General features: G+C 43.8%; 18 protein-coding genes and 1 riboswitch. Of the genes, 4 read left to right on the top strand and 14 right to left on the bottom strand.

Features of this window, described 5'->3' with window-relative positions; translation table 11 throughout:
- Positions 1-10: 10 nt before the first annotated feature.
- From dnaG to Bovatus_RS04855, 4 genes are all read right to left on the bottom strand, one after another.
- On the bottom strand, positions 11-3,328 hold the full coding sequence (dnaG, locus tag Bovatus_RS04865; RefSeq protein WP_004295696.1) for a DNA primase: 3,318 nt from the start codon (positions 3,326-3,328) through the stop codon (positions 11-13).
- Positions 3,325-3,528, bottom strand: a complete 204-nt coding sequence (locus tag Bovatus_RS25625) for a MerR family transcriptional regulator (RefSeq protein ID WP_074726661.1) — start codon at positions 3,526-3,528, stop codon at positions 3,325-3,327. The genes dnaG and Bovatus_RS25625 overlap by 4 nt, the downstream gene beginning before the upstream one ends.
- Positions 3,529-3,642: 114 nt before the next feature.
- Entirely contained in the window at positions 3,643-3,939 is a 297-nt protein-coding gene (locus Bovatus_RS04860) for a hypothetical protein (protein ID WP_004295697.1), read from the bottom strand.
- Positions 3,940-3,944: 5 nt separating this feature from the next.
- A complete protein-coding gene (locus Bovatus_RS04855; protein ID WP_004295698.1) occupies positions 3,945-4,136 on the bottom strand; it encodes a hypothetical protein in 192 nt (63 codons plus the stop codon).
- Positions 4,137-4,281: 145 nt separating this feature from the next.
- Here Bovatus_RS04855 and Bovatus_RS04850 point away from each other — a divergent pair, with 145 nt between their 5' ends.
- From Bovatus_RS04850 to Bovatus_RS04840, 3 genes are all read left to right on the top strand, one after another.
- The gene (locus Bovatus_RS04850; RefSeq protein ID WP_004295699.1) at positions 4,282-4,734 is read left to right on the top strand and encodes a helix-turn-helix transcriptional regulator; all 453 of its coding nucleotides are present in this window, start codon (positions 4,282-4,284) and stop codon (positions 4,732-4,734) included.
- Between the two features lie 390 nt (positions 4,735-5,124).
- Entirely contained in the window at positions 5,125-5,640 is a 516-nt protein-coding gene (locus tag Bovatus_RS04845) for an outer membrane beta-barrel protein (RefSeq protein WP_004295700.1), read from the top strand.
- A 195-nt stretch (positions 5,641-5,835) separates the two neighbouring features.
- Positions 5,836-6,408 carry a porin family protein gene (locus tag Bovatus_RS04840; RefSeq protein ID WP_004295701.1) on the top strand — a complete coding sequence of 191 codons (573 nt, stop codon included), beginning with the start codon at positions 5,836-5,838 and terminating at the stop codon, positions 6,406-6,408.
- A 136-nt stretch (positions 6,409-6,544) separates the two neighbouring features.
- On the opposite strand, the gene Bovatus_RS04835 is transcribed toward Bovatus_RS04840, so the two are convergent.
- The 10 genes from Bovatus_RS04835 to Bovatus_RS04790 form a co-directional block, all read right to left on the bottom strand.
- The gene (locus Bovatus_RS04835) at positions 6,545-7,153 is read right to left on the bottom strand and encodes a thiamine phosphate synthase (protein WP_004295702.1); all 609 of its coding nucleotides are present in this window, start codon (positions 7,151-7,153) and stop codon (positions 6,545-6,547) included.
- Positions 7,154-7,215: 62 nt separating this feature from the next.
- Positions 7,216-7,908 (bottom strand): HesA/MoeB/ThiF family protein, encoded by a 693-nt coding sequence (locus tag Bovatus_RS04830; protein ID WP_004303541.1) that lies wholly within the window; start codon positions 7,906-7,908, stop codon positions 7,216-7,218.
- A 4-nt stretch (positions 7,909-7,912) separates the two neighbouring features.
- Positions 7,913-9,037, bottom strand: coding sequence for a 2-iminoacetate synthase ThiH (gene thiH, locus Bovatus_RS04825; RefSeq protein WP_004295704.1), 1,125 nt, complete (start codon positions 9,035-9,037; stop codon positions 7,913-7,915).
- Between the two features lie 79 nt (positions 9,038-9,116).
- The gene (gene thiC / locus Bovatus_RS04820; RefSeq protein ID WP_004295705.1) at positions 9,117-10,814 is read right to left on the bottom strand and encodes a phosphomethylpyrimidine synthase ThiC; all 1,698 of its coding nucleotides are present in this window, start codon (positions 10,812-10,814) and stop codon (positions 9,117-9,119) included.
- Positions 10,815-10,827: 13 nt separating this feature from the next.
- Entirely contained in the window at positions 10,828-11,601 is a 774-nt protein-coding gene (locus tag Bovatus_RS04815; RefSeq protein WP_004295706.1) for a thiazole synthase, read from the bottom strand.
- A gap of 44 nt (positions 11,602-11,645) precedes the next feature.
- Entirely contained in the window at positions 11,646-12,263 is a 618-nt protein-coding gene (locus tag Bovatus_RS04810; protein ID WP_004295707.1) for a thiamine phosphate synthase, read from the bottom strand.
- A 4-nt stretch (positions 12,264-12,267) separates the two neighbouring features.
- A complete protein-coding gene (thiS, locus tag Bovatus_RS04805) occupies positions 12,268-12,468 on the bottom strand; it encodes a sulfur carrier protein ThiS (RefSeq protein WP_004303537.1) in 201 nt (66 codons plus the stop codon).
- Positions 12,469-12,528: 60 nt separating this feature from the next.
- Positions 12,529-12,622: riboswitch (TPP riboswitch) on the bottom strand.
- A gap of 55 nt (positions 12,623-12,677) precedes the next feature.
- Positions 12,678-14,660, bottom strand: a complete 1,983-nt coding sequence (locus tag Bovatus_RS04800) for a sensor histidine kinase (RefSeq protein WP_004295709.1) — start codon at positions 14,658-14,660, stop codon at positions 12,678-12,680.
- Positions 14,661-14,811: 151 nt separating this feature from the next.
- The gene (locus Bovatus_RS04795; RefSeq protein ID WP_004295710.1) at positions 14,812-15,429 is read right to left on the bottom strand and encodes a superoxide dismutase; all 618 of its coding nucleotides are present in this window, start codon (positions 15,427-15,429) and stop codon (positions 14,812-14,814) included.
- Positions 15,430-15,504: 75 nt separating this feature from the next.
- A complete protein-coding gene (locus Bovatus_RS04790; RefSeq protein WP_004295711.1) occupies positions 15,505-17,244 on the bottom strand; it encodes a hypothetical protein in 1,740 nt (579 codons plus the stop codon).
- A gap of 146 nt (positions 17,245-17,390) precedes the next feature.
- On the opposite strand from Bovatus_RS04790, the gene Bovatus_RS04785 reads away from it, so the two are divergent.
- The gene (locus tag Bovatus_RS04785; RefSeq protein ID WP_004295712.1) at positions 17,391-19,769 is read left to right on the top strand and encodes an ATP-dependent helicase; all 2,379 of its coding nucleotides are present in this window, start codon (positions 17,391-17,393) and stop codon (positions 19,767-19,769) included.
- Positions 19,770-19,786 lie beyond the last annotated feature (17 nt).

The following is a 19,786-nucleotide window of genomic DNA, read 5'->3' as shown; positions in this document are numbered from 1 at the left end:
ATTTCATCATTTAGAATGGTAAATCCTCCTGAATGGGAGGTGTGGTATCGGAAGGGGTTGAATCGGAAAGATTGTCTTCCGACAAGTCCAGACTGTCAGACACAATTTCCGTTTCAAGATCCAGTCCGAAGGCATCCTTTAATTGCAGGTAATCAAAGCACAACGCTTTGGGGCGGTTTACCTTGACTTTCCTGACCTGCTCACCATTGATTACTTCTATCATGTAGTCCGGTAATCCGCCGGGCTGGAGAATGGTGAACCTGTCCTGTTTCAAGCCAAGGTACGAGGAGTGGGATTTTAAGTAGGACATGATGGTTGACCAGTTGGAGCGGTTAGCGGTGGCGTTCATGTTCCGGCTGTTGAACAGGGAAGCCACTGCCGCCATATTCAGATAGAGGATAGGACGGGCTTCCTTGAACTCAATGTCCTCCTTGACGGATATGGGACGGAAGGATTTCAAGTACCGTATGCGGTAATGCGCCTTTTCGATACATTTCCCTGATGTCTGGAATCCTTGTAGCATATTCCAGAAGTCGGCGATTTCAGAGCTTTCCTGCGCCAGCTCGTTCTGGTTACGGATGCCCCTGAATGCTGTTTCAAACAGCTCCGTATAACTGAAAGGTACATGGATGACAGTCTCCAATGTGCGGAACGTGGCCAACGGGATGACCCAGTTGCCGAAGATGCGGTCATGGATCGTTTCGTTTTCCAGTTTTGTAGCCAGTTCCCGTTTGGTGATGGCATATATTTCAGGAAAGTTCTTCTCAAACAGTTCCCTATGGTTCAATATCTCTACCGTCAGATGGGTCAGCCCCAAATTGCAGAGAGCCACCAAATCCTCATAATTTCTTTTCTCCGCCTGGTTGAACGATGTCTTGGAGAAAGCAAGGAAGATGACACGGGTGTAAAGTGCCATGTCCTGCGTGGGCTTGTCCTGTCCGCAAAGTGCCACGCCGGTAGTGACGATGGTCTGGGCCGCCATTCCGTCCGTACTTGTGTTCTTTTTAGTCTGGCCACCGCCACCCCAAAGACCTTTGAGGTAGGCTATCTTGCGGATGTCAAGGTCGTTTTTGTACTCGTCCAATACAACAAGTGTGTTTACAGCTTGTGACACCCGGTCGTTCATGGCCGGTACGGAGGTGACACCGAGGTTGGGCGGGTCAACACCGTGCAAGAAGAATGACTGGAGAGAGGTGGCAAGGGTGGTCTTACCTGTTCCCTTTTCTCCGAAAAGGTTCAGGATGGGGAAATGCCGGGTACGCCGGAATATGATGTCACGGAACAGGGTGGACAGTAGGTAAGAAAAGGCGATGGCCGCATTCTCGCCGAACACTTCCACCAACCTTGTCACATAGTCGTAAAGTTTCACGCCGTTGCGGTTCTCGTGCACCATCAGCCTCTCAAACTGGAAGATTTCCTGATTATGGATATAGATTTTGGACGTGGCAGGAATGTAAAAAGCCTTGCTATTGATACCCCTTACGATACCTAATTCATCCACTTCCCTGAAAGTGCCGTCCATCAAAATGCCGTTGCCAAAGGCGAAGAAACCTTCCGTGTCATTCCAACCCAATTTCCGTATGCGCTCCGCTGTATCGGTTTTCGAGTAGAGATATTCCTTGACACGGTTGAGCTTGTCAATCTTGGCCAACCACACATAGTTGCCCAAAGAGCCGACCTTTTGCTGAAAGTTACTCAACGAACAAAGTTCGGATTCTTTCAGCTCGATGACACGGCACATGTTGTACATGTTCCGCATCCGAAAGATACGTGTTCCATTGCTCTCGTCCTCAATGTGGAACAGCGGTTCCATGATGAAGTTGGAGATTCTTGCCGGCTCCTCGTCATCGTCGCCGGTGGCATAGTAGCAGTTCTCCCTTACAAACAGGCCGAACTGCCGCAATAATTCGGCATCCCGTTGCATTTCATTCATGGGCTCAAGCCGTTCATTCCTTTTCCGGGCTTCCCCACGCGCCTGTGCGACGGCATCACGCCACAGCTTCACCTTGCCGTGCAGTTTGGCCAGCTGCTCGATGCACTGGTCAAAGACAAGCTGATCCTTTACATAACGCATCAGGTCTGCTATTTCGGCCACGCATTTCCGCTCTTCCACCAATGAAGAAGCGACAAGAAAACGTTTTTGAGCCAGCCAGATGATGAAATGCTTCTCTGCCAGCGAGGTGTAATCCTCTTTACTCTTGATGAAACTGTCCGCATCATTTTTGACAAACTTCACTTGGAAAGTATCTTCGGACGGTATATTCTCACCGACAACCGAGGCTTTGACAAACGGAAGTTCCCTGACCGTCACATGAAACCCTTTCCTGATTGCCATCGCACCGTTCGCCATGACCGCCTCAAAGCCGGCACCGTATGGTTTGCCTTCCGTCACATCTGAATCGGGAATGAAACATAAGGATGATGTGTACTTTTTGAGCTGTTCAAACTGGCTGTCCGTCCATGCGGTGCCAAGTGCGGCCACGGTATTGTCAAAGCCGACAGACTGCATCCGCAGGACATCGGGTGCGCCTTCCACTATGATAAAGTAGTCAGCGTTACGTTGGCGGCTTGCCCTGTCGATGCCGAACAAGGTTTCCCCTTTGGAGTAAACCGGACTGGTGGAAGAATTGATGTATTTCGGAGCTTTGGGATTGTGGCCGATGTGTCTTGCCGTATAAGCGATGATACGTCCCCATCTGTTCCTGATAGGTATCATGATTCGTTGCCGAAACATGGCATAAATGTGTCCGTCCTCTCCACGTTTAAGCATTCCCAACTCAAAGAGTGCTTCTTCATTAAGCGACCTTTTTTGGCAATAGTCAACAAAGAGGTTTCCGTCTATTGGGGCATATCCGATACCAGCCACGGAACAGAACTCTTCCGGCCATCTGCCATAGGCATAGTCACGGGCCTGTTTGCACTCTATATTATCTGTTGTCCTCAGACAGTTCAAAAAGTAGGCCTGTATATGATCCAAAGCGACAAGGAGAGATTCCCTGTGTTTTTCTTCGGCCATTTGTTCCTCATTATATTCTTCCTGTGTGTATTCTATTTGGATATTATGATGTTTTGCGATGAATCGGACTGCATCCATGAATGAAAATCCTTCCTTCTCCATGATAAAGGTGATTGCATCGCCACCACGGTTACAGCTGAAGCAATGGAAAAGATTCTTTGCCGGAGAGACAGAGAATGAGCCTGTCCGTTCCTCGTGGAAAGGACAAAGCCCCATCAATGCCGAGCCTTTTCTTGAAAGTTTGACGTATGGGCGGAGGACATCTTCTATGGAAAGTTCCCTGACCTTGCTAATGGTCGATTCACTGATCATAATGCGATTAAGATATTCCAACAGTCTATGATTGACTGTCCCAAATATTTCGGACGGCAAACATTGTCTGGGTTGATCGGCCTGATATAACCGCGCTCCCTGTACTTGCGTAATGTCTTGTGGCTTATGCCCAATTCGGCACAAGTCCGTTTAACTGAATAGACCCCATTAGGGTCACAAGTAGGTTTTAATTCCTTCATTAGCTATAAATTCATGATGAACAGCCCCATAAATATGTTTGTTTGCCACATTGACGGGGTAGTTCTAACTGTCAACATAGCCATAATATTGTTTGAATACTCGCCTTTTTACCGTCATTCCAGATCATCTTTCGTAATGTCTTTGTCGAAATAGTCCTGAACGATACGCTGCAACAGGCGCAAGTCGGCCGTCCTGTACTCGACCTTGCCCGGTCTTTTGTATGCTACCACTTTTCCCATGCGCCTCCATCTTTCGACGTTGCGGCGGCCAAACATTTCATAAGCCCTTCTTTGACTGATAAATTCAGGGTCGTTGTTGTCTGACTTCAAAAACTTTACGATTCTTGCAGCAAGGTCATTCAGAAAGATGTCATACGGAATAAGGCGGTCTAAAAACTGCATGAATGCCATATTCCCTATATGATACGTTTAACGGTTATTGTTTGGGTTTCCCTGTTCGTCTTTGTTTTGAACTGCCTGTTATAAATAGCTCCCAGTTCGGAGGCTTGCGTGCGGACGCTTTTCAGCCTTGAAATGGGGAATGTGACTGTACCGCCTACTTCGAGGGCAGTAAGTGCTGGGCGAATTTTTTCCAAGTTTTCTGCCATAATCTTTGGATATTTAATATTTAATGTTTAACTTTGTACCCACTAATATAGTGTATTACACCTGCAAAGTAACACAAAATGGTTTATATACACAAATATTTGTTTGACTATTTAATGTTTAAGGTCTAATTATTGACTTAGCCCTATGGATATAGACATAAAAAACGTACATATAGGTGAGGCAATCGAGAAACGTCGCAACGAACTTGGATTGAGTAAATCCGAGCTTGGACGGAAAATTGGTGTGCCGCAACAGCATGTCAACCGCATACTGGAGAGGGAGACTATGGAGACCAAACGCCTTATCAAGGTCAGTGAGGCTTTAGGCTTTAATTTCTTCACACTGTTCTGCCCTGTCCAACACCAGATATCCGCCTATCTTGCGGCAGTGACGTTGGATGGTAATGCCCACAATATTATTGGTGATGCCGAACTCGCCTCTCAACTGGCCAAAGCTCAGACAGAGATAGAAAGCCAAAGGGGCACTATTGCACTCCTGAAAGAACAGGTGGATAGTCTGAATGCGCAAATAAACCGTCTTGACTCTAACTTGAAGGATAAGGACGCAATTATAGAACTATTAAAAGAAAGGAGATAAATGACTTGAAAGTTGCTATAGACGAATAGCAGGGAATCATTGAGTAAAAAATGCGATGTAGTGCTTATCAGTCGCTTACAATAACAATGTAAGTTTTTGATTATTAATAATGTATTGCAGCGGCGCAAGCAGCAATAGAAGGATAGTCAAATACGCTGGTTAGGTACTTAACTATCTGATAAATAGACTGTAAATACTTGTGAAAGTATTTGCAGTCTATTTTATTTTATGCCTGTTGGGTATTGATGTCCGTTTACCACCCAATATTTATTTGGTATTTATTATAAAAAACTAACTAAATGTTTGTTTAATCATAAAAACAGCTTTACATTTGCACCCCAGAAATCGACCGAATTGGGGTCTAACGTTTAATTTAAAAAAACAAAGAAAATGAAAAAGGGTTTATTATTGGTAGTTGTAATGTTAGCAACTATCGCTGTAAAAGCACAAGACATTTACGTAGGCGGATCTTTGAACGTTTGGCGTAACAGCACAGGCAACACTACTTCTTTTAAAGTTGCTCCGGAAGTTGGATACAACTTTAATGAAACATGGGCATTGGGTGCTGAATTGGATTATTCACATAATTATAATGGTGGACTAACAAAAAATTCAGTAATTGTTGCTCCATACATTCGTTGGTCTTACTGTGAAACCGGTGCGGTTCGCCTGTTTCTGGACGGAACTGCTGCTCTCGGCTTCGTGAAGGTTAAAGACGGAGACACTACTAAAGCCGGACAAGTGGGACTTAGACCGGGTATTGCTGTTAAATTGAACGATCACTTCTCTTTCATTGCCAAGTATGGTTTCCTGGGATATCGTAGAAATATAAATACGCTTGGAGATTCTTTTGGTCTTGAACTTACTAGTGAAGATCTTTCAATTGGTTTCCATTACGCATTCTAATAAGAAGAAAACAAATCAACAAATTAGGAAAGGGAGTTCTCAAAAATAGGGAATTCCCTTTTTTTATGTATAATCTCTATAAATTGCGCACTTGTTAACGAAAAAGTTGTTTAATACAAATTACAATTATACATTTGTATTGTTAAACAATGAGGTCAATAGAAACCTTTAGTATTAATTTAAAACTTTAAAATTATGAAGAAGAGTGTTTTGTTTGTTTTATTTGCACTGATTTCAGTGGCAGGTTTCTCTCAAATTACAGGTTGGAATGCCAAAGTAGGTATGAACTTTAGTAATTACACCGGTGATCTTGATCTGAATGCAAAGGTTGGATTCAAACTTGGTGGAGGTTTTGAATATGCTTTTACTGATACATGGTCACTGCAACCTTCATTATTCTTAACTAGTAAAGGTGCAAAGAAAGATGGCAATAGCATTAATGCAATGTATTTGGAATTGCCAGTAATGGCTGCTGCACGTTTCAATGTAGCAGATAATACTAATCTGGTGGTGAATGCAGGTCCTTATTTTGCTTGTGGTATTGCCGGTAAAACAAAGTTTGACTTAGGTAATGACACAGAACGCAAAGTCGACACTTTTGGTGATGATGCTTTGAAGCGTTTTGATGCAGGTCTTGGTGTAGGAGTTGCATTGGAATTTGGTAGAATCATTGCAGGCTTGGATGGTCAATTTGGTCTGGTTGATGTGGAAAAAGTTGGTAATCCTAAAAACATGAACTTCTCTATTATCGTGGGATATAAGTTCTGATAAGAAAACACCGAAAATACAGAAAGCCGTTGCGGAAGACAATTCGCGGCGGCTTTTTTATTTTATGATTGAGAAAGTCATTTCCTTTATTGGATATACAATAGGAATGTACAGTCAGTTTACTATCGGCTTTTTATTAATCTGATAGCTTTTTCAACTTTTTAAAGTGCTCGATTACGGCTAAATAGTTCTGATCCTGACAGGCGTCGAATTTGTTCCAAAGATCTCCTAATACGACAGCTCCTCCGAAACCGAAATCTTTAATCTCCAGCAAATTATCTTCATTGATACCTCCCAATGCCATCACTTTCGAATCGATAATTTTGGCTCTTTGTGCTTCACGCAATTCTTCGGCAGTATATGTTGAATAGTAATTCACTTTAGAGATACTATCATAAATAGGACTCATAAAAACATAGTCGTAAAAATGCTTTCTGTTTTTTACCTCCTCCACTGAATGGCACGAACAGCTGATGTGACCATAATAATCATGCGGCTCTTTGGGATTACGTGCATTCAGGTGGATACCCATCAGATTAAATTCTTCTTTCAAATAGAAATGTTCATGCGTGACGATACGGCGGTGATATTTATCCGGAATAAGTGTCAATAGCCGTTCCGAATACATAGCCGGAGTTTCCGGCTTCCTAAGATGTAGGACATCCAGCCCCTCTTCGAAAAGAGCGGTAATAATCTTATCTTCTTCGACGAAGAAGGTAGGGGTGGTAACTACAATTAGTTTCATTTCTTTTGTTAAAATTGGATTGCTTAGCAAAGTTACTAATTAACTATGTCAGAAACCAACCTTTATAGTGAAAATTTGTTAGATTGCCATGTCCGCAGGTCGATTGTCCATAGTTCGCCGGCTAAAACATCTCCAAAATCACAGATTATTTTCAGCACTTCCGTAGCTTCAACGCTTCCTACAATAGCAGGAGTAACTCCCATCACACCTTTGGGCGGAGGAGGCATTCGTTGCATTTCTTCTTCATCAGGATAAAGATCCCGGTAGTTCTTTTTCTGGTTTCCATAGTTGAATACAGAAACCTGTCCTTCAAAGCCGCAGATAGCACCATATACGTATGGCTTTTTCTGTTCAATGCAGATATCGTTAATCAGGTAGCGGGTGGCAAAGTTATCACAGCCGTCGACTACTATATCATATTCCTGAATGATATGATAAGCATTTTCTTTCGTCAACCGGGTAGAGTAGGGATGTATTCTGATCTCGCTGTTGAGAGCGGAGAGCCGTTCCGCTGCACAGATAGCTTTCGGTTTACCCAATTCCTTTTCGGAATAGAGAACTTGTCGTTGCAGGTTAGTGATGCTTACCAAATCGTCATCTACCAGTCCGAGACATCCCACACCGGCGCCTGCCAGGTAGAGAGCGATGGGAGAGCCTAGCCCTCCCACACCTACAATAAGCACTTTGGCTTCCTGCAGTTTCTTCTGACCTTCTTCTCCGATTTCGGGAAGTATGATTTGTCTATCGTACCGCATCTGCCTATCTTTTAAAATCAAAAGACTGATCCCAATCCTTCCAAACCGGTTCGCGACCCAGTTTCTTCAAGTCACGTTCCACTTCAACCGCCTTTCGCTCATCACTTACGTGAAATTGTTCCAGGGTTTGAGGATAACTGTAATATCCTCCGGGTTCAGTTTTACTCTCCGCACTCATGGTTGTAACACCGAGCGTTGCCATGTGATTTCGGATTTCTGCACTTTCACGGGTGGAATAGGAGATATCTACGTCGTGGTCGAAGATTCGCATCGCGAATGTAAGTTGAGCCAGTTCCCGGTCGTTCATGACTACATTCGGTTGGAATCCGCCATTTTCAGACGGGCGCATACGCGGGAAATTTACGCTGTATTTCGTTTTCCAGTAATGCTTTTGCAAATAACGTAGATGATAAGCCATCATCGTAACGTCAGTTCGCCATTCCTCCAAGCCGATCAGGACACCCATGCCAATCTTATGTACACCTGCCTGTCCCATACGGTCGAAGCCGTCTACACGCCATTCGAATTTAGACTTCATGCCTCTCGGATGATATGTCTTGTAATTTGCTTTATGGTAAGTCTCTTGAAAACAGATCACTCCATTCAGACCATGATTAGTCAGTTCCTGATATTCTTCTGCTTTAAGGGGCATTACTTCAATTTGCAGGTTGCTGAAATAAGGTTTTGCCAAATCCAGCGCCCGGGCAATGTAGGGAACACCTGCTGCGGCAGGGTTTTCACCGGTTACGAGCAGTAGATTTTCAAAAGGAGCCAGTCGTTTGATGGCTTTGTATTCGTTGACAATCTCTTCCTCTGTCAGTATCGTTCTCTTCATCGGATTGCTGATGTGGAAACCGCAATAGACGCAGGAGTTGGTACATGAATTAGTCAGGTAGAGCGGTACGAACATGGAGATAGTCTTACCGAACCGTTCCATCGTATATTTCTGACTAAGGCGTGCCATCACTTCCAGATAAGGAGTGGCGGCAGGTGAAATCAGCGCCATAAAGTCGTTGACATCCAGATGCTCTTTTTTACCCAATGCACGGCGTACGTCGGCATCTGTTTTGGAATAGATGGCTTTTGTCGTCTCTTCCCAGGATATTTTTTCTAATTCGTCGGAGAACATTTTAATCAATTAAAAATTAAAAATTGAAATGAGGGGAGAGGGTAGGTCAGTGGGCTGACTTTTTGTTTCTCCCCACTCATTATTTGTTGTTTTTAGTGCTTTTCTTTAAATCGCGTGACAGTCTCATTGCACAGAAATTAGGTCCGCACATCGTACAATATTCTCCATCGATATGATGTCCTGCACGGAAATAAGTCTGCGCCCGCTCCGGATCGAGAGACAGGTCGAACTGATCTTTCCAGCGGAACTCATAACGAGCTTTACTCAATGCGTTGTCCCGTACCTGTGCACCCGGGTGTCCTTTTGCCAGGTCAGCGGCATGAGCGGCTATCTTGTAGGTAATGACTCCTACGCGTACATCCTCTTTGTCGGGTAAGGCAAGGTGTTCTTTCGGAGTGACATAACAAAGCATAGCCGTACCCAGCCATCCGATTTGTGCGGCACCGATAGCGGAAGTGATGTGGTCGTATCCGGGAGCAATATCCGTCACTAACGGGCCGAGTGTATAGAATGGGGCGTCATGGCATTTTTCGATCTGACGTTCCATGTTCTCTTTTATTTTATGCATCGGAACGTGTCCGGGGCCTTCAATAAATGCCTGGACATTCTTATCCCAGGCACGAAGCACTAATTCTCCCATGGTATCCAGTTCGGCAAACTGCGCTTCATCGTTCGCATCGTAGATAGAACCCGGACGAAGTCCGTCGCCTAAAGAAACGGCTACATCATATTGTGCCAGGATATCACAAATATCATCAAAGTGATCGTATAAGAAACTTTCCTGATCGTGTACGAGACACCATTTACTCATTATGCTTCCTCCACGGCTGACAATACCGCACAACCGTTTATCGGCAAGATGAACATTATGGCGGCGGATCCCTGCATGAATGGTGAAGTAATCTACACCTTGTTCGCATTGTTCAATCAATGTATCCCGGTAGATTTCCCAGGTGAGGTCTTCCACTATGCCGTTCACCTTTTCAAGTGCCTGATAAATAGGAACCGTGCCGACGGGTACGGGACAATTACGGATAATCCATTCGCGTGTTTCATGGATATTTTCTCCTGTGGAAAGATCCATCAAGGTGTCGCCACCCCATTTGCAGCTCCACAATGCTTTCTCCACTTCTTCATCTATGCTTGAAGTAGTAGCTGAATTTCCGATATTCGTATTGATTTTCACAAGGAAGTTGCGTCCGATAATCATCGGTTCAGCTTCCGGGTGGTTGATATTGGCCGGTAATACGGCACGTCCCTCTGCAATCTCCTGACGGACAAATTCTGGAGTAATGTGGGTCTTAATTCCCAATTCCTCGCAATTCATGTTCTCGCGGATTGCCACATATTCCATTTCAGGGGTGATAATCCCTCTTTTGGCGTATGCCATTTGAGTGATTGCTTCTCCTTTTTTAGCGCGATAGGGCAGAGCGATGTGCTCGAAACGTAAGTGATCGAGACTTTTATCGTCCCTTCTCATTTGTCCGTATTCCGAAGTAATTTCGGGAAGTTGTTCCACATCACCACGGCCTACAATCCATTCTTCACGCATACGGGGCAGTCCTTTTTTAAGATCAATGCTCATATCTGCATCGCTGAACGGTCCGCTGGTATCATATACATATATCTCCGGGTTCGGTGTTGCTATCTTTTCTTCGCCTTCAAAGCTGACACTGGGCACTTGTTCCACTTTCCGCATCGCTACACGGATATTCGGATAAAGTTTACCGGGTAAATAGACTTTCTGCGAGCGGGGGAATTTTATTTTTTGTTCCATAGTTTATTCGTTTTTAATCAAGAAAAGCCGTTAGAGGTGAACTTGCTTCTGCCACGAAGTCGACGGCTTGTAATCCTAATCCTGCTTCGTAAGCCTGTCTTCCGGCTTCTGTGGCCGCTTTGAATGCTTTTGCCATTTCTACCGGATTTCCGGCAACGGCTATTGCGGTATTAACTAATACAGCGGAAGCTCCCAGTTCCATTGCTTCGGCAGCATGACTGGGTGCACCGATGCCTGCATCTACGACTACCGGGATACCTGCCTGTTCGATAATGATTTGCAGGAATTCTTTGGTCTGCAATCCTTTATTGGTACCGATTGGTGCACCGAGCGGCATAACAGTAGCTGCGCCCGCTTCTTCCAGACGTTTGCAGAGTACAGGGTCAGCCTGACAATAAGGCAACACGATAAAACCCAGTTTTACCAGTTCTTCCGTAGCTTTCAGTGTCTCGATAGAGTCAGGGAGCAGATAGCGTGGGTCCGGGTGAATTTCCAGTTTCAGCCAATTTGTTCCAAAGGCTTCGCGAGCCAGTTGTGCTGCAAAAACAGCCTCCTCTGCATTACGTACACCGGAAGTATTGGGCAATAGCTGAATATTCGGATGAATAATATGTTTTAGCATGTCATCCTCTTTGTTGTCCATGTCGATTCGTTTCATGGCAACAGTAACCATTTCCGTGCCTGAAGCCAGAATAGCTTGTTCCATTACTTCATTGGAATTGAATTTTCCTGTTCCCAGGAAAAGACGGGAGTTAAATTCGCGTCCCGCAATTACTAACTTTTCCATTCTATATATATTATAAATTAAATTACTGATTGTACATCATTGCTTTACGCATGATTCAGGATTCTATGTGTTTCTTCTACCGGATTATCCGCTCCGAGAATGGTTCCCGACAGGGCTATCCCGTTTACTCCTGTGTGAAGTATGGCAGGAATATCCTCATAAGTGATTCCTCCAATCGCTACTACGGGGATTTCGATATTCGCCTCTTTCATCTGTGAAAGGATGGAGGAATAGCCTTTCAATCCCAGTACAGGGCTTAAATTCTTTTTGGTGGTAGTAAACCGGAAAGGACCGATGCCAAGATAATCGGCACCGGCACGATAGTGCTGTACAACATCTTCGAATGTATTTGCAGTGCCGCCGATAATGAAAGCCTCTCCAAGAATTTGGCGGGCCTGGTCGATAGGCATATCCTTTTTGCCCAGATGCACACCGTCCACTTCCAGCTTTCGCGCCAGTTCAACGTGATCGTCCAGAACCAGGATTGCTTCGTGCTCTTTACAAAGCGGTTTCAGTTGCAGGGCTACTGCCTCCACTTCTTCGAGAGGAGCCTCTTTCATGCGTAGTTGGATCCATTTGCACCCGCCTTCGAGTGCCATACGTGCCGATTCGAGGTACGAGTACCGTTCGGTCTGATGCGTGATAAATTGTAGACTGACCATTCCCTTATCCTCCGCAAGCAGCTTTGATAATCACCAGGTTATCGTTCTCATGCAATATGAAACCCTCCCATTCGGTACGGGGAATCATTTTGTTGTTTACGGCGATAGCAATGCCTTGAACCGGAAGTTCGAGCTGTGCTGTCAGTTGTGTAAGGGTAGAGTCGGGAGTAATTTCCACCTCTTTGTTGTTCACTTGTACTTTCATTGTCCTATCAGAATAAATAAGTTGAAAGTAAATACAAAGAGCGTGCTTGAATGGAAAGGCGATAAGAAGAAACACAATCCCTACGTCAGTACTAACTGCCTCAGGTTCCTAGGGTATAATCTCAGCCCCTCATGGGGCACCCCTTTGTCTTTACGGGGGCAAAGTAAGTGAAAAAGAAACAGAAAAACACTAAATCAGTCGATTTTTTTTCATTTTTCTGTTGATTCCTGTTTTTTGATAGGATGAGAAAAGATAAATCGGGCACCATTTTTGTAATTCTTGTCAATCCAGATATCACCTCCCATATATTGGATGGTCAGTTTGCAGATAGCCAGTCCCAATCCTGTACCCTGTACGAACTCATTCAGCTTTTCGAAACGTTGGAATACCAGCTCCTGTTTATCTTCGGGAATTCCGGTGCCGGTATCAGTTACCGAGAACAGCATACATTGCTTTTCTTCGTCCACTTCATAATCCAGCGTAATGCTTCCTCCGGCAGGAGTGAATTTCAAGGCGTTGTTCAGCAGATTGATAATAATCTGTTGCAGGCGCAAGGGATCTGTGTAGAGCATGTAAGGCTCTTTAGGCATTTGCAGTTTGATGTCTACATCCATTGTCTTGTTCCGGTTGGTCAGGGTAATCATATTCTGGCAATGGTTCACCAGCTCACACCATTCATATTTGAATTGTAGCTTTCCTGATTCCAGGCGTGATATATCCAGTACATCACTAATCAGTTGGAGCAGCAGATTAGAGTTGGTCTGGACAATATCTGCGTATTCTTTCAGTTCGTTATTCTGCTCTACCGAACCGATAATCAGGCTGGAGAAACCGACAATAGCATTTAGCGGAGTTCGTATCTCGTGGCTCATATTCGAAACAAAGGCACTTTTCAGCTGATTAGCTTCTTCGGCGCGCTCTTTAGCATCACGCAATTCGACTTCAGACTCTTCCAGCTTCTTTTTATCTTCCCGTAGTTGTTTCGTAGTTCTTTCAAGGTGATTCTTCAGGATTTTAGTCCGGTAATAGTAATACAGCGAAATCATTAGACTTCCTACTAATACGAGAAATATAATCAGGATGAATTGTACTTCTGTCTTATAGGCCACAAAGAACGGGATGGGCTGATTGATTACCATTGAGTTAACAGGTAACTTCTTGTTTCCAAATCCCCATTCCTTTAGTTTCTTCGCATCAAATTTATATCTGTTGGGTAAGATATTGATGCTGCTGATACCCGTTTCCTTTTGGTCTAAAAAGCGGTAAGCATATTCTCCCATGCTTTTTCCCACTCCTTCATATTGCGGGACATATCCTCCGATAGCCCAGTAACCTATTGCGGTAGAAGTCATGCTGAACATAGGCAGGAGAGGATTGGCTTTGGAAAAAGCATAAACGGAGTTATTCATGTAAGTAATACCCCGGTTATCGATTCTCCAGATGCCAAGCAACATGACTGTGTTTCTGGGAAGATTGCGCAATTGACTGGCAGCCATATCGAGTGTATGGATGCGGCCATCGACGTAGGTGATAGACAACTGTGGGAAATGTTGCAGGTTTTTCTTGAACCATGCCAGTTCGGCAAGTCCGTTGTATGTGTTATCCGATACAAATACAAGGTGTTCTGTTTCCGGATAGAAATCCTGTATCATTTCAATATCTTTTTTAATGTCATATTCGTATGTGCTACAATATCTTACGTTGTATTCCTTCATGCGTTCCATTAAGTTAATGCTTTCGGGATTATAGCTTCGGATGTCGGTCGAATCCTCCGGAATACGTATTCCGTTGCGTGACGCCATTGCACAGAAAACAGGAAGCTGCTTGTACTTTTCATCTTCGAGATGAAGGAAACTGCTCCATGCTTCACCACCCAGGAGAATAACTAATTTGGCTTTCGGATGTTTGTCGAGAATATCAGTTAATGTTTTTTTCCATTGATGCGCCTGCATTAAGTCTGTTGCATTCATATTTTCTACCATGGTCGAATATCTTCCTCCCAATTGGGTGTAGGTTTCTACAAATGTGCTGATGTTATCGTAGGTATATTTAGTGTCAGAATTATAAGAGGTGATAAACAGGATTTCTTCCTCAGATTCTTCTGTGGTGGCAGCATTGCCGAAAAGGGGGAGGAAAAGGAGTACAGCAATGGAGACAATAAATCGTATTTTTTTTCTTTTATACAGTATCATAATTGTTTGTTATGTTGTTTTATGAGTTGCAAAAATACAACTAATGCATCTGATATACAATAAAAGTCTGTTTCTTTTTAATCTGTAAAAAAGGTCGCTGTGAAAAACACAACGACCTTTTCCATAAGTATAGTTTAGCTTGTAAATTTGATTACATTCTTTTTTCAACCACATCCCAGTCGATGATATCCCACAGGGCGTTTACGTGGTCGGCACGGCGGTTCTGGTAATCCAGATAATAGGAGTGTTCCCAAACGTCAAATCCAAGAAGTGGTTTCAAACCGGCACGTACCGGATTGCTGCCGTTCCCCTCTTTAGTGATTTTCAGTTTACCGTCTTTATCTACGGATAGCCAAGCCCATCCTGAACCAAACAATCCGACTGCTGCTGCATTGAATTCTTTCTTGAAGTTTTCAAAGCTGCCAAAGTCACGTTTGATGGCTTCTCCCAGTTTACCGGCCGGTTCTTTCTTCGAAGGTTTCGGGGCAAATTGCAGGAAGTACAGGTTGTGGTTCAATACTTGTCCGGCGTTATTGAATATAGCTCCATCCGGTGCGGCTGCAACGATTTCTTCTACCGTTTTACCTTCATATTCTGTTCCGGGCACGAGGCTATTCAGATTATTTACATACGTTTGTAGATGTTTTCCGTAATGGAAATCTATTGTTTGCTGACTGATTACAGGTTCCAACGCATTGTTAGCGTAAGGAAGTTTAGGCATTTCGTAAGTCATGGTCATCATAATTAAAGACATTAATATAGTATTCATAATGTTACAAGTTTTAATCGGCTTGTTATACTATAATAACAGAAGCCCTTTGCAAAATGTTCACAGCATCTTACTTTATTTGTAAATGTACTGTATACGTTCCACTTCTTTCGGATGCTCACGGTCGGTCCGGCAGATCCATTGGCCCGTATTATCATATTCATAATAAGAATTGCTATCGATCTGGTTTCCGTATTTATCGTACAGGCAGGTCAGGCATCCCGATGTTTTCTGGTTATTGCCTAAAATCCGTTGGTAAACGATTTGTGTCAGATAACCGTATTTATCGTATTCATAAGCATCTTTTTGTGAAATAATCTGATCCGAAGAATTTGCAAAAAGCAGGTTTTGATGTTGGGATGAAATCAATCTGCCTTTATCATCATATTTGTTTGCGGTGTACGCCTGAAGTTCTCCATTCTTATTATACTCTTTGGTTTCGGTCAATAACCCCTGTTTATTATAGGAACTTATGATGACTCTTCCATCTGTATACTTGAGCGAATCACTCTCGATACTTCCGTCCGTACCTATACGGCGTGTCCGTCGGTAGAGATCCGTTTTGGTTTTCGGATTCGTTTGCACTTCAAAGATGCAGTGACCTTGCGGATCGTATAATCTGTTCGTTTGTATTTCATTGCTTGGCTGACCGTTCTTTACGGTAAGCGACAATGTAGAAATGAGCTGCCCCTTATCATCATACGAATAAGTGGTCGAGGTATTTCCCGTACTGTCATTTTCCGCAGACTTAATCAATCGTCCTCCATTATAGTATTTCACAGAAGTAGGAGTGGATATGATTGTTTGCAGAATAAACGGTGTCCGTAGTGCATTGGCCTGGTCACGAAATTCCTTATACCTGTGTGTGCAAAGAAAATCCTGCAGCATACTCAAAGATTCGGAATTGACAATGGCAGCTTTTAAAAGCTCAAAATCAGCTTTTTCACTAAGATATTCAAGGTCGTCCAGATGAGTACGTGCTGTAGAAGTCAGGTAAGGTGATTGCTTATACTCGTCAATAATCTGCCGGATGTCTGTTGCGTTTCCTTTCTCCCGGAGGCTGTCGATCCCTTGAAACAGAAAATCATCGTATAACGCGCGGACTTCCGGAAGGAATGGACGCGTATCTTTATCCGTGAAGAATTTCTGCATGTTGGCGTTATCAAAAAATGCCTTGAAATTCGCTGATGTCGGATTACTCTTTACAATCTGGTAAAGCCGTTTGTTTTCCGCAGTGTTGATTTGAGAGATAAATTTGCCGTTCGGATATTCCGTGATGTACGTTTGATAAATATTCAGCGTAGGTGTTTTCAGCATACCTTCCAGTAAAGCCATTTCACGGATGTCCCGCACCTTTTGCAAGATGGCAGAATCTCCCGGATAACCGCTTGACTGGATACTGTCCATCAACGTCTTGCTAAAAGGAATTTGATCTTTCGAAGCATCCAGAATGGAGATAACGGCCAGTTCTGCTTTGTTTTGTACGTTGGAAAGTTGTATTTTCTCTTCTTCACAGATATTGGGAAAATAAGCTTTCGTTGCCCTTTCGTAGCATCCGAAATAGTTGGTGGCAGCCTGTTCGCTTTGCTCGTTCCACAATCCGTTGAGCACATCCAATAATGCCAGTTCCTCGGCATAATAGGTTTGTGTCTCGTCATCTATCTTATCACGGTTTTTCTGCCATTTGTCGGCGTCATTATCGTTCAGATACCTTAGCAGCTTTTCCAGGCGGCTCTGCTTTTGTGCCATTGCCTGTGGAATGCAGGCGACCAGAAACAAACTCAAAATAATCGATAAAAATATACTTCTTTTCATTGCTTTTTGGTGTTAGGTTAAAATAGTTAGTGATGAAAATTCATAAAAATACCTTCATTCTCGAATGAATATTATACTTTTGTATTGAGAACAAATTTGAATGCCAAGGGTTTGTTAAAAATCCACATTGTTTTTATAATGCTGTTATGAATACCAATTATATAGATGAATTGAACGAGAGTCAGTGTGCTGCAGTGACTTATAATGACGGTCCTTCGCTGGTGATAGCCGGTGCAGGTTCGGGGAAGACGCGCGTATTGACTTATAAAATCGCTTACTTGCTGGAACAGGAGAACGGCTACAATCCGTGGAATATCCTTGCACTGACCTTTACGAATAAGGCGGCGCGCGAGATGAAAGAGCGTATTGCGCGTCAGGTAGGTATGGAACGGGCACGTTATTTGTGGATGGGGACTTTCCATTCCATCTTCTCACGGATTCTTCGTGCCGAAGCAACATTTATAGGGTTCACTTCCCAGTTCACCATCTATGATACGGCTGATAGTAAGAGCCTGCTTCGTTCCATAATCAAAGAGATGGGGTTGGACGAGAAAACTTATAAACCGGGAGTGGTACAAGCGCGTATCTCCAATGCCAAGAATCATCTGGTCACTCCCACGGGGTATGCTGCCAATAAAGAGGCTTACGAAGGAGATATGGCTGCCAAGATGCCTGCTATCCGTGATATCTATACTCGTTATTGGGACAGATGCCGTCAGGCGGGAGCGATGGATTTTGATGATTTATTGGTATATACCTATATTCTGTTTCGTGACTTTCCAGAAGTGCTGGCACGTTATCGCGATCAGTTCCGTTATGTATTGGTGGACGAGTATCAGGATACGAATTATGTGCAGCATAGCATTGTTCTGCAACTGACTAAAGAAAATCAACGGGTCTGTGTAGTGGGAGACGATGCGCAAAGTATCTATTCTTTCCGTGGGGCGGATATTGACAATATTCTCTATTTTACAAAAATCTACCCCAATACGAAAGTTTTTAAACTGGAGCAGAATTATCGTTCCACACAAACCATTGTTTGTGCTGCCAATAGCTTGATTGAGAAGAATGAACGCCAGATACGGAAAGCCGTGTTTTCGGAGAAAGAAAAGGGGGAACCTATCGGCGTATTTCAGGCGTATAGCGATGTGGAAGAGGGAGATATTGTAGCTAATAAGATTGCAGAGCTACGACGGGAGTATCGCTACGGATATGCTGATTTTGCCATCCTGTATCGTACGAATGCACAAAGCCGTATTTTTGAAGAGGCTCTTCGGAAACGGAGTATACCTTATAAGATTTACGGAGGACTTTCGTTCTACCAGCGAAAAGAGATAAAAGATGTGATTGCTTATTTCCGTTTGGTAGTGAATCCGAATGATGAAGAAGCATTCAAGCGAATCATTAATTATCCGGCTCGTGGTATTGGAGATACGACAGTCGGGAAGATTATATCGGCGGCTACCGATCATGGCGTAAGTCTTTGGGCGGCACTCTGCGAACCATTGAGTTACGGACTGGATATAAATAAAGGAACGCATGCAAAACTGCAAGGCTTTCGTGAATTGATAGAAGGTTTCATTGTCGATCAGGCAGATAAGAACGCTTATGAAATAGGAACGAATATCATCCGTCAGTCCGGCATTATCAACGATGTCTGTCAGGACACATCCCCCGAGAACCTAAGCCGTAAGGAAAATATAGAAGAGTTGGTGAATGGAATGAATGACTTCTGCGCTTTGCGGCAGGAGGAGGGTAACCCGAATGTGTCTCTTACCGATTTCCTTTCGGAGATTGCATTGCTTACCGATCAGGATTCCGACAAGGCGGATGATGGGGAAAAGATAACGTTGATGACAGTTCATTCGGCTAAAGGATTGGAGTTTAAGAATGTATTTGTGGTCGGTCTGGAAGAAAACCTGTTTCCCAGTGGGATGGTAGGAGATTCTCCCCGGGCACTGGAAGAAGAACGTCGTTTGTTCTATGTAGCTATTACTCGTGCGGAGGAACATTGTTATCTGTCTTTTGCCAAAACCCGTTTCCGTTATGGAAAGATGGAATTTGGAAGCCCCAGTCGTTTCTTGCGTGATATCGATGTTCATTACTTGCAACTGCCGCATGAGGCAGGAGTGAGCCGTGCTGTCGATGAAGGTGCAGGACGTTTCCGTAGAGAGATTGAAGGAGGATTCACCCGTTCAGCTTCTCCGTCGCGTGCCCCTTTCGGAAGTACATCTTCCGAACAGCGTGAACGTCCGAAAGCACAGATCATTGCTCCCAGCGTACCGAGGAATTTGAAGAAAGTTAGTACTGTTAGCCCAAGTAGCGGTGCACAGGCAACCTCTTTCACTTCAGCATCGGTAGCAGGAGTACAGGCCGGACAGATGATAGAGCACGAACGTTTCGGATTGGGTGAAGTGATTAAAGTAGAAGGAACGGGAGACAATGCGAAAGCAACTATTCATTTTAAAAATGCGGGAGACAAACAACTATTATTACGTTTCGCTCGTTTTAAAGTGGTAGAATAAATAATAACACTAAATAG

It is taken from the genome of Bacteroides ovatus (assembly GCF_001314995.1).
Classification (GTDB): domain Bacteria; phylum Bacteroidota; class Bacteroidia; order Bacteroidales; family Bacteroidaceae; genus Bacteroides; species Bacteroides ovatus.
This window is presented reverse-complemented; position numbering and strand designations above follow the sequence as displayed.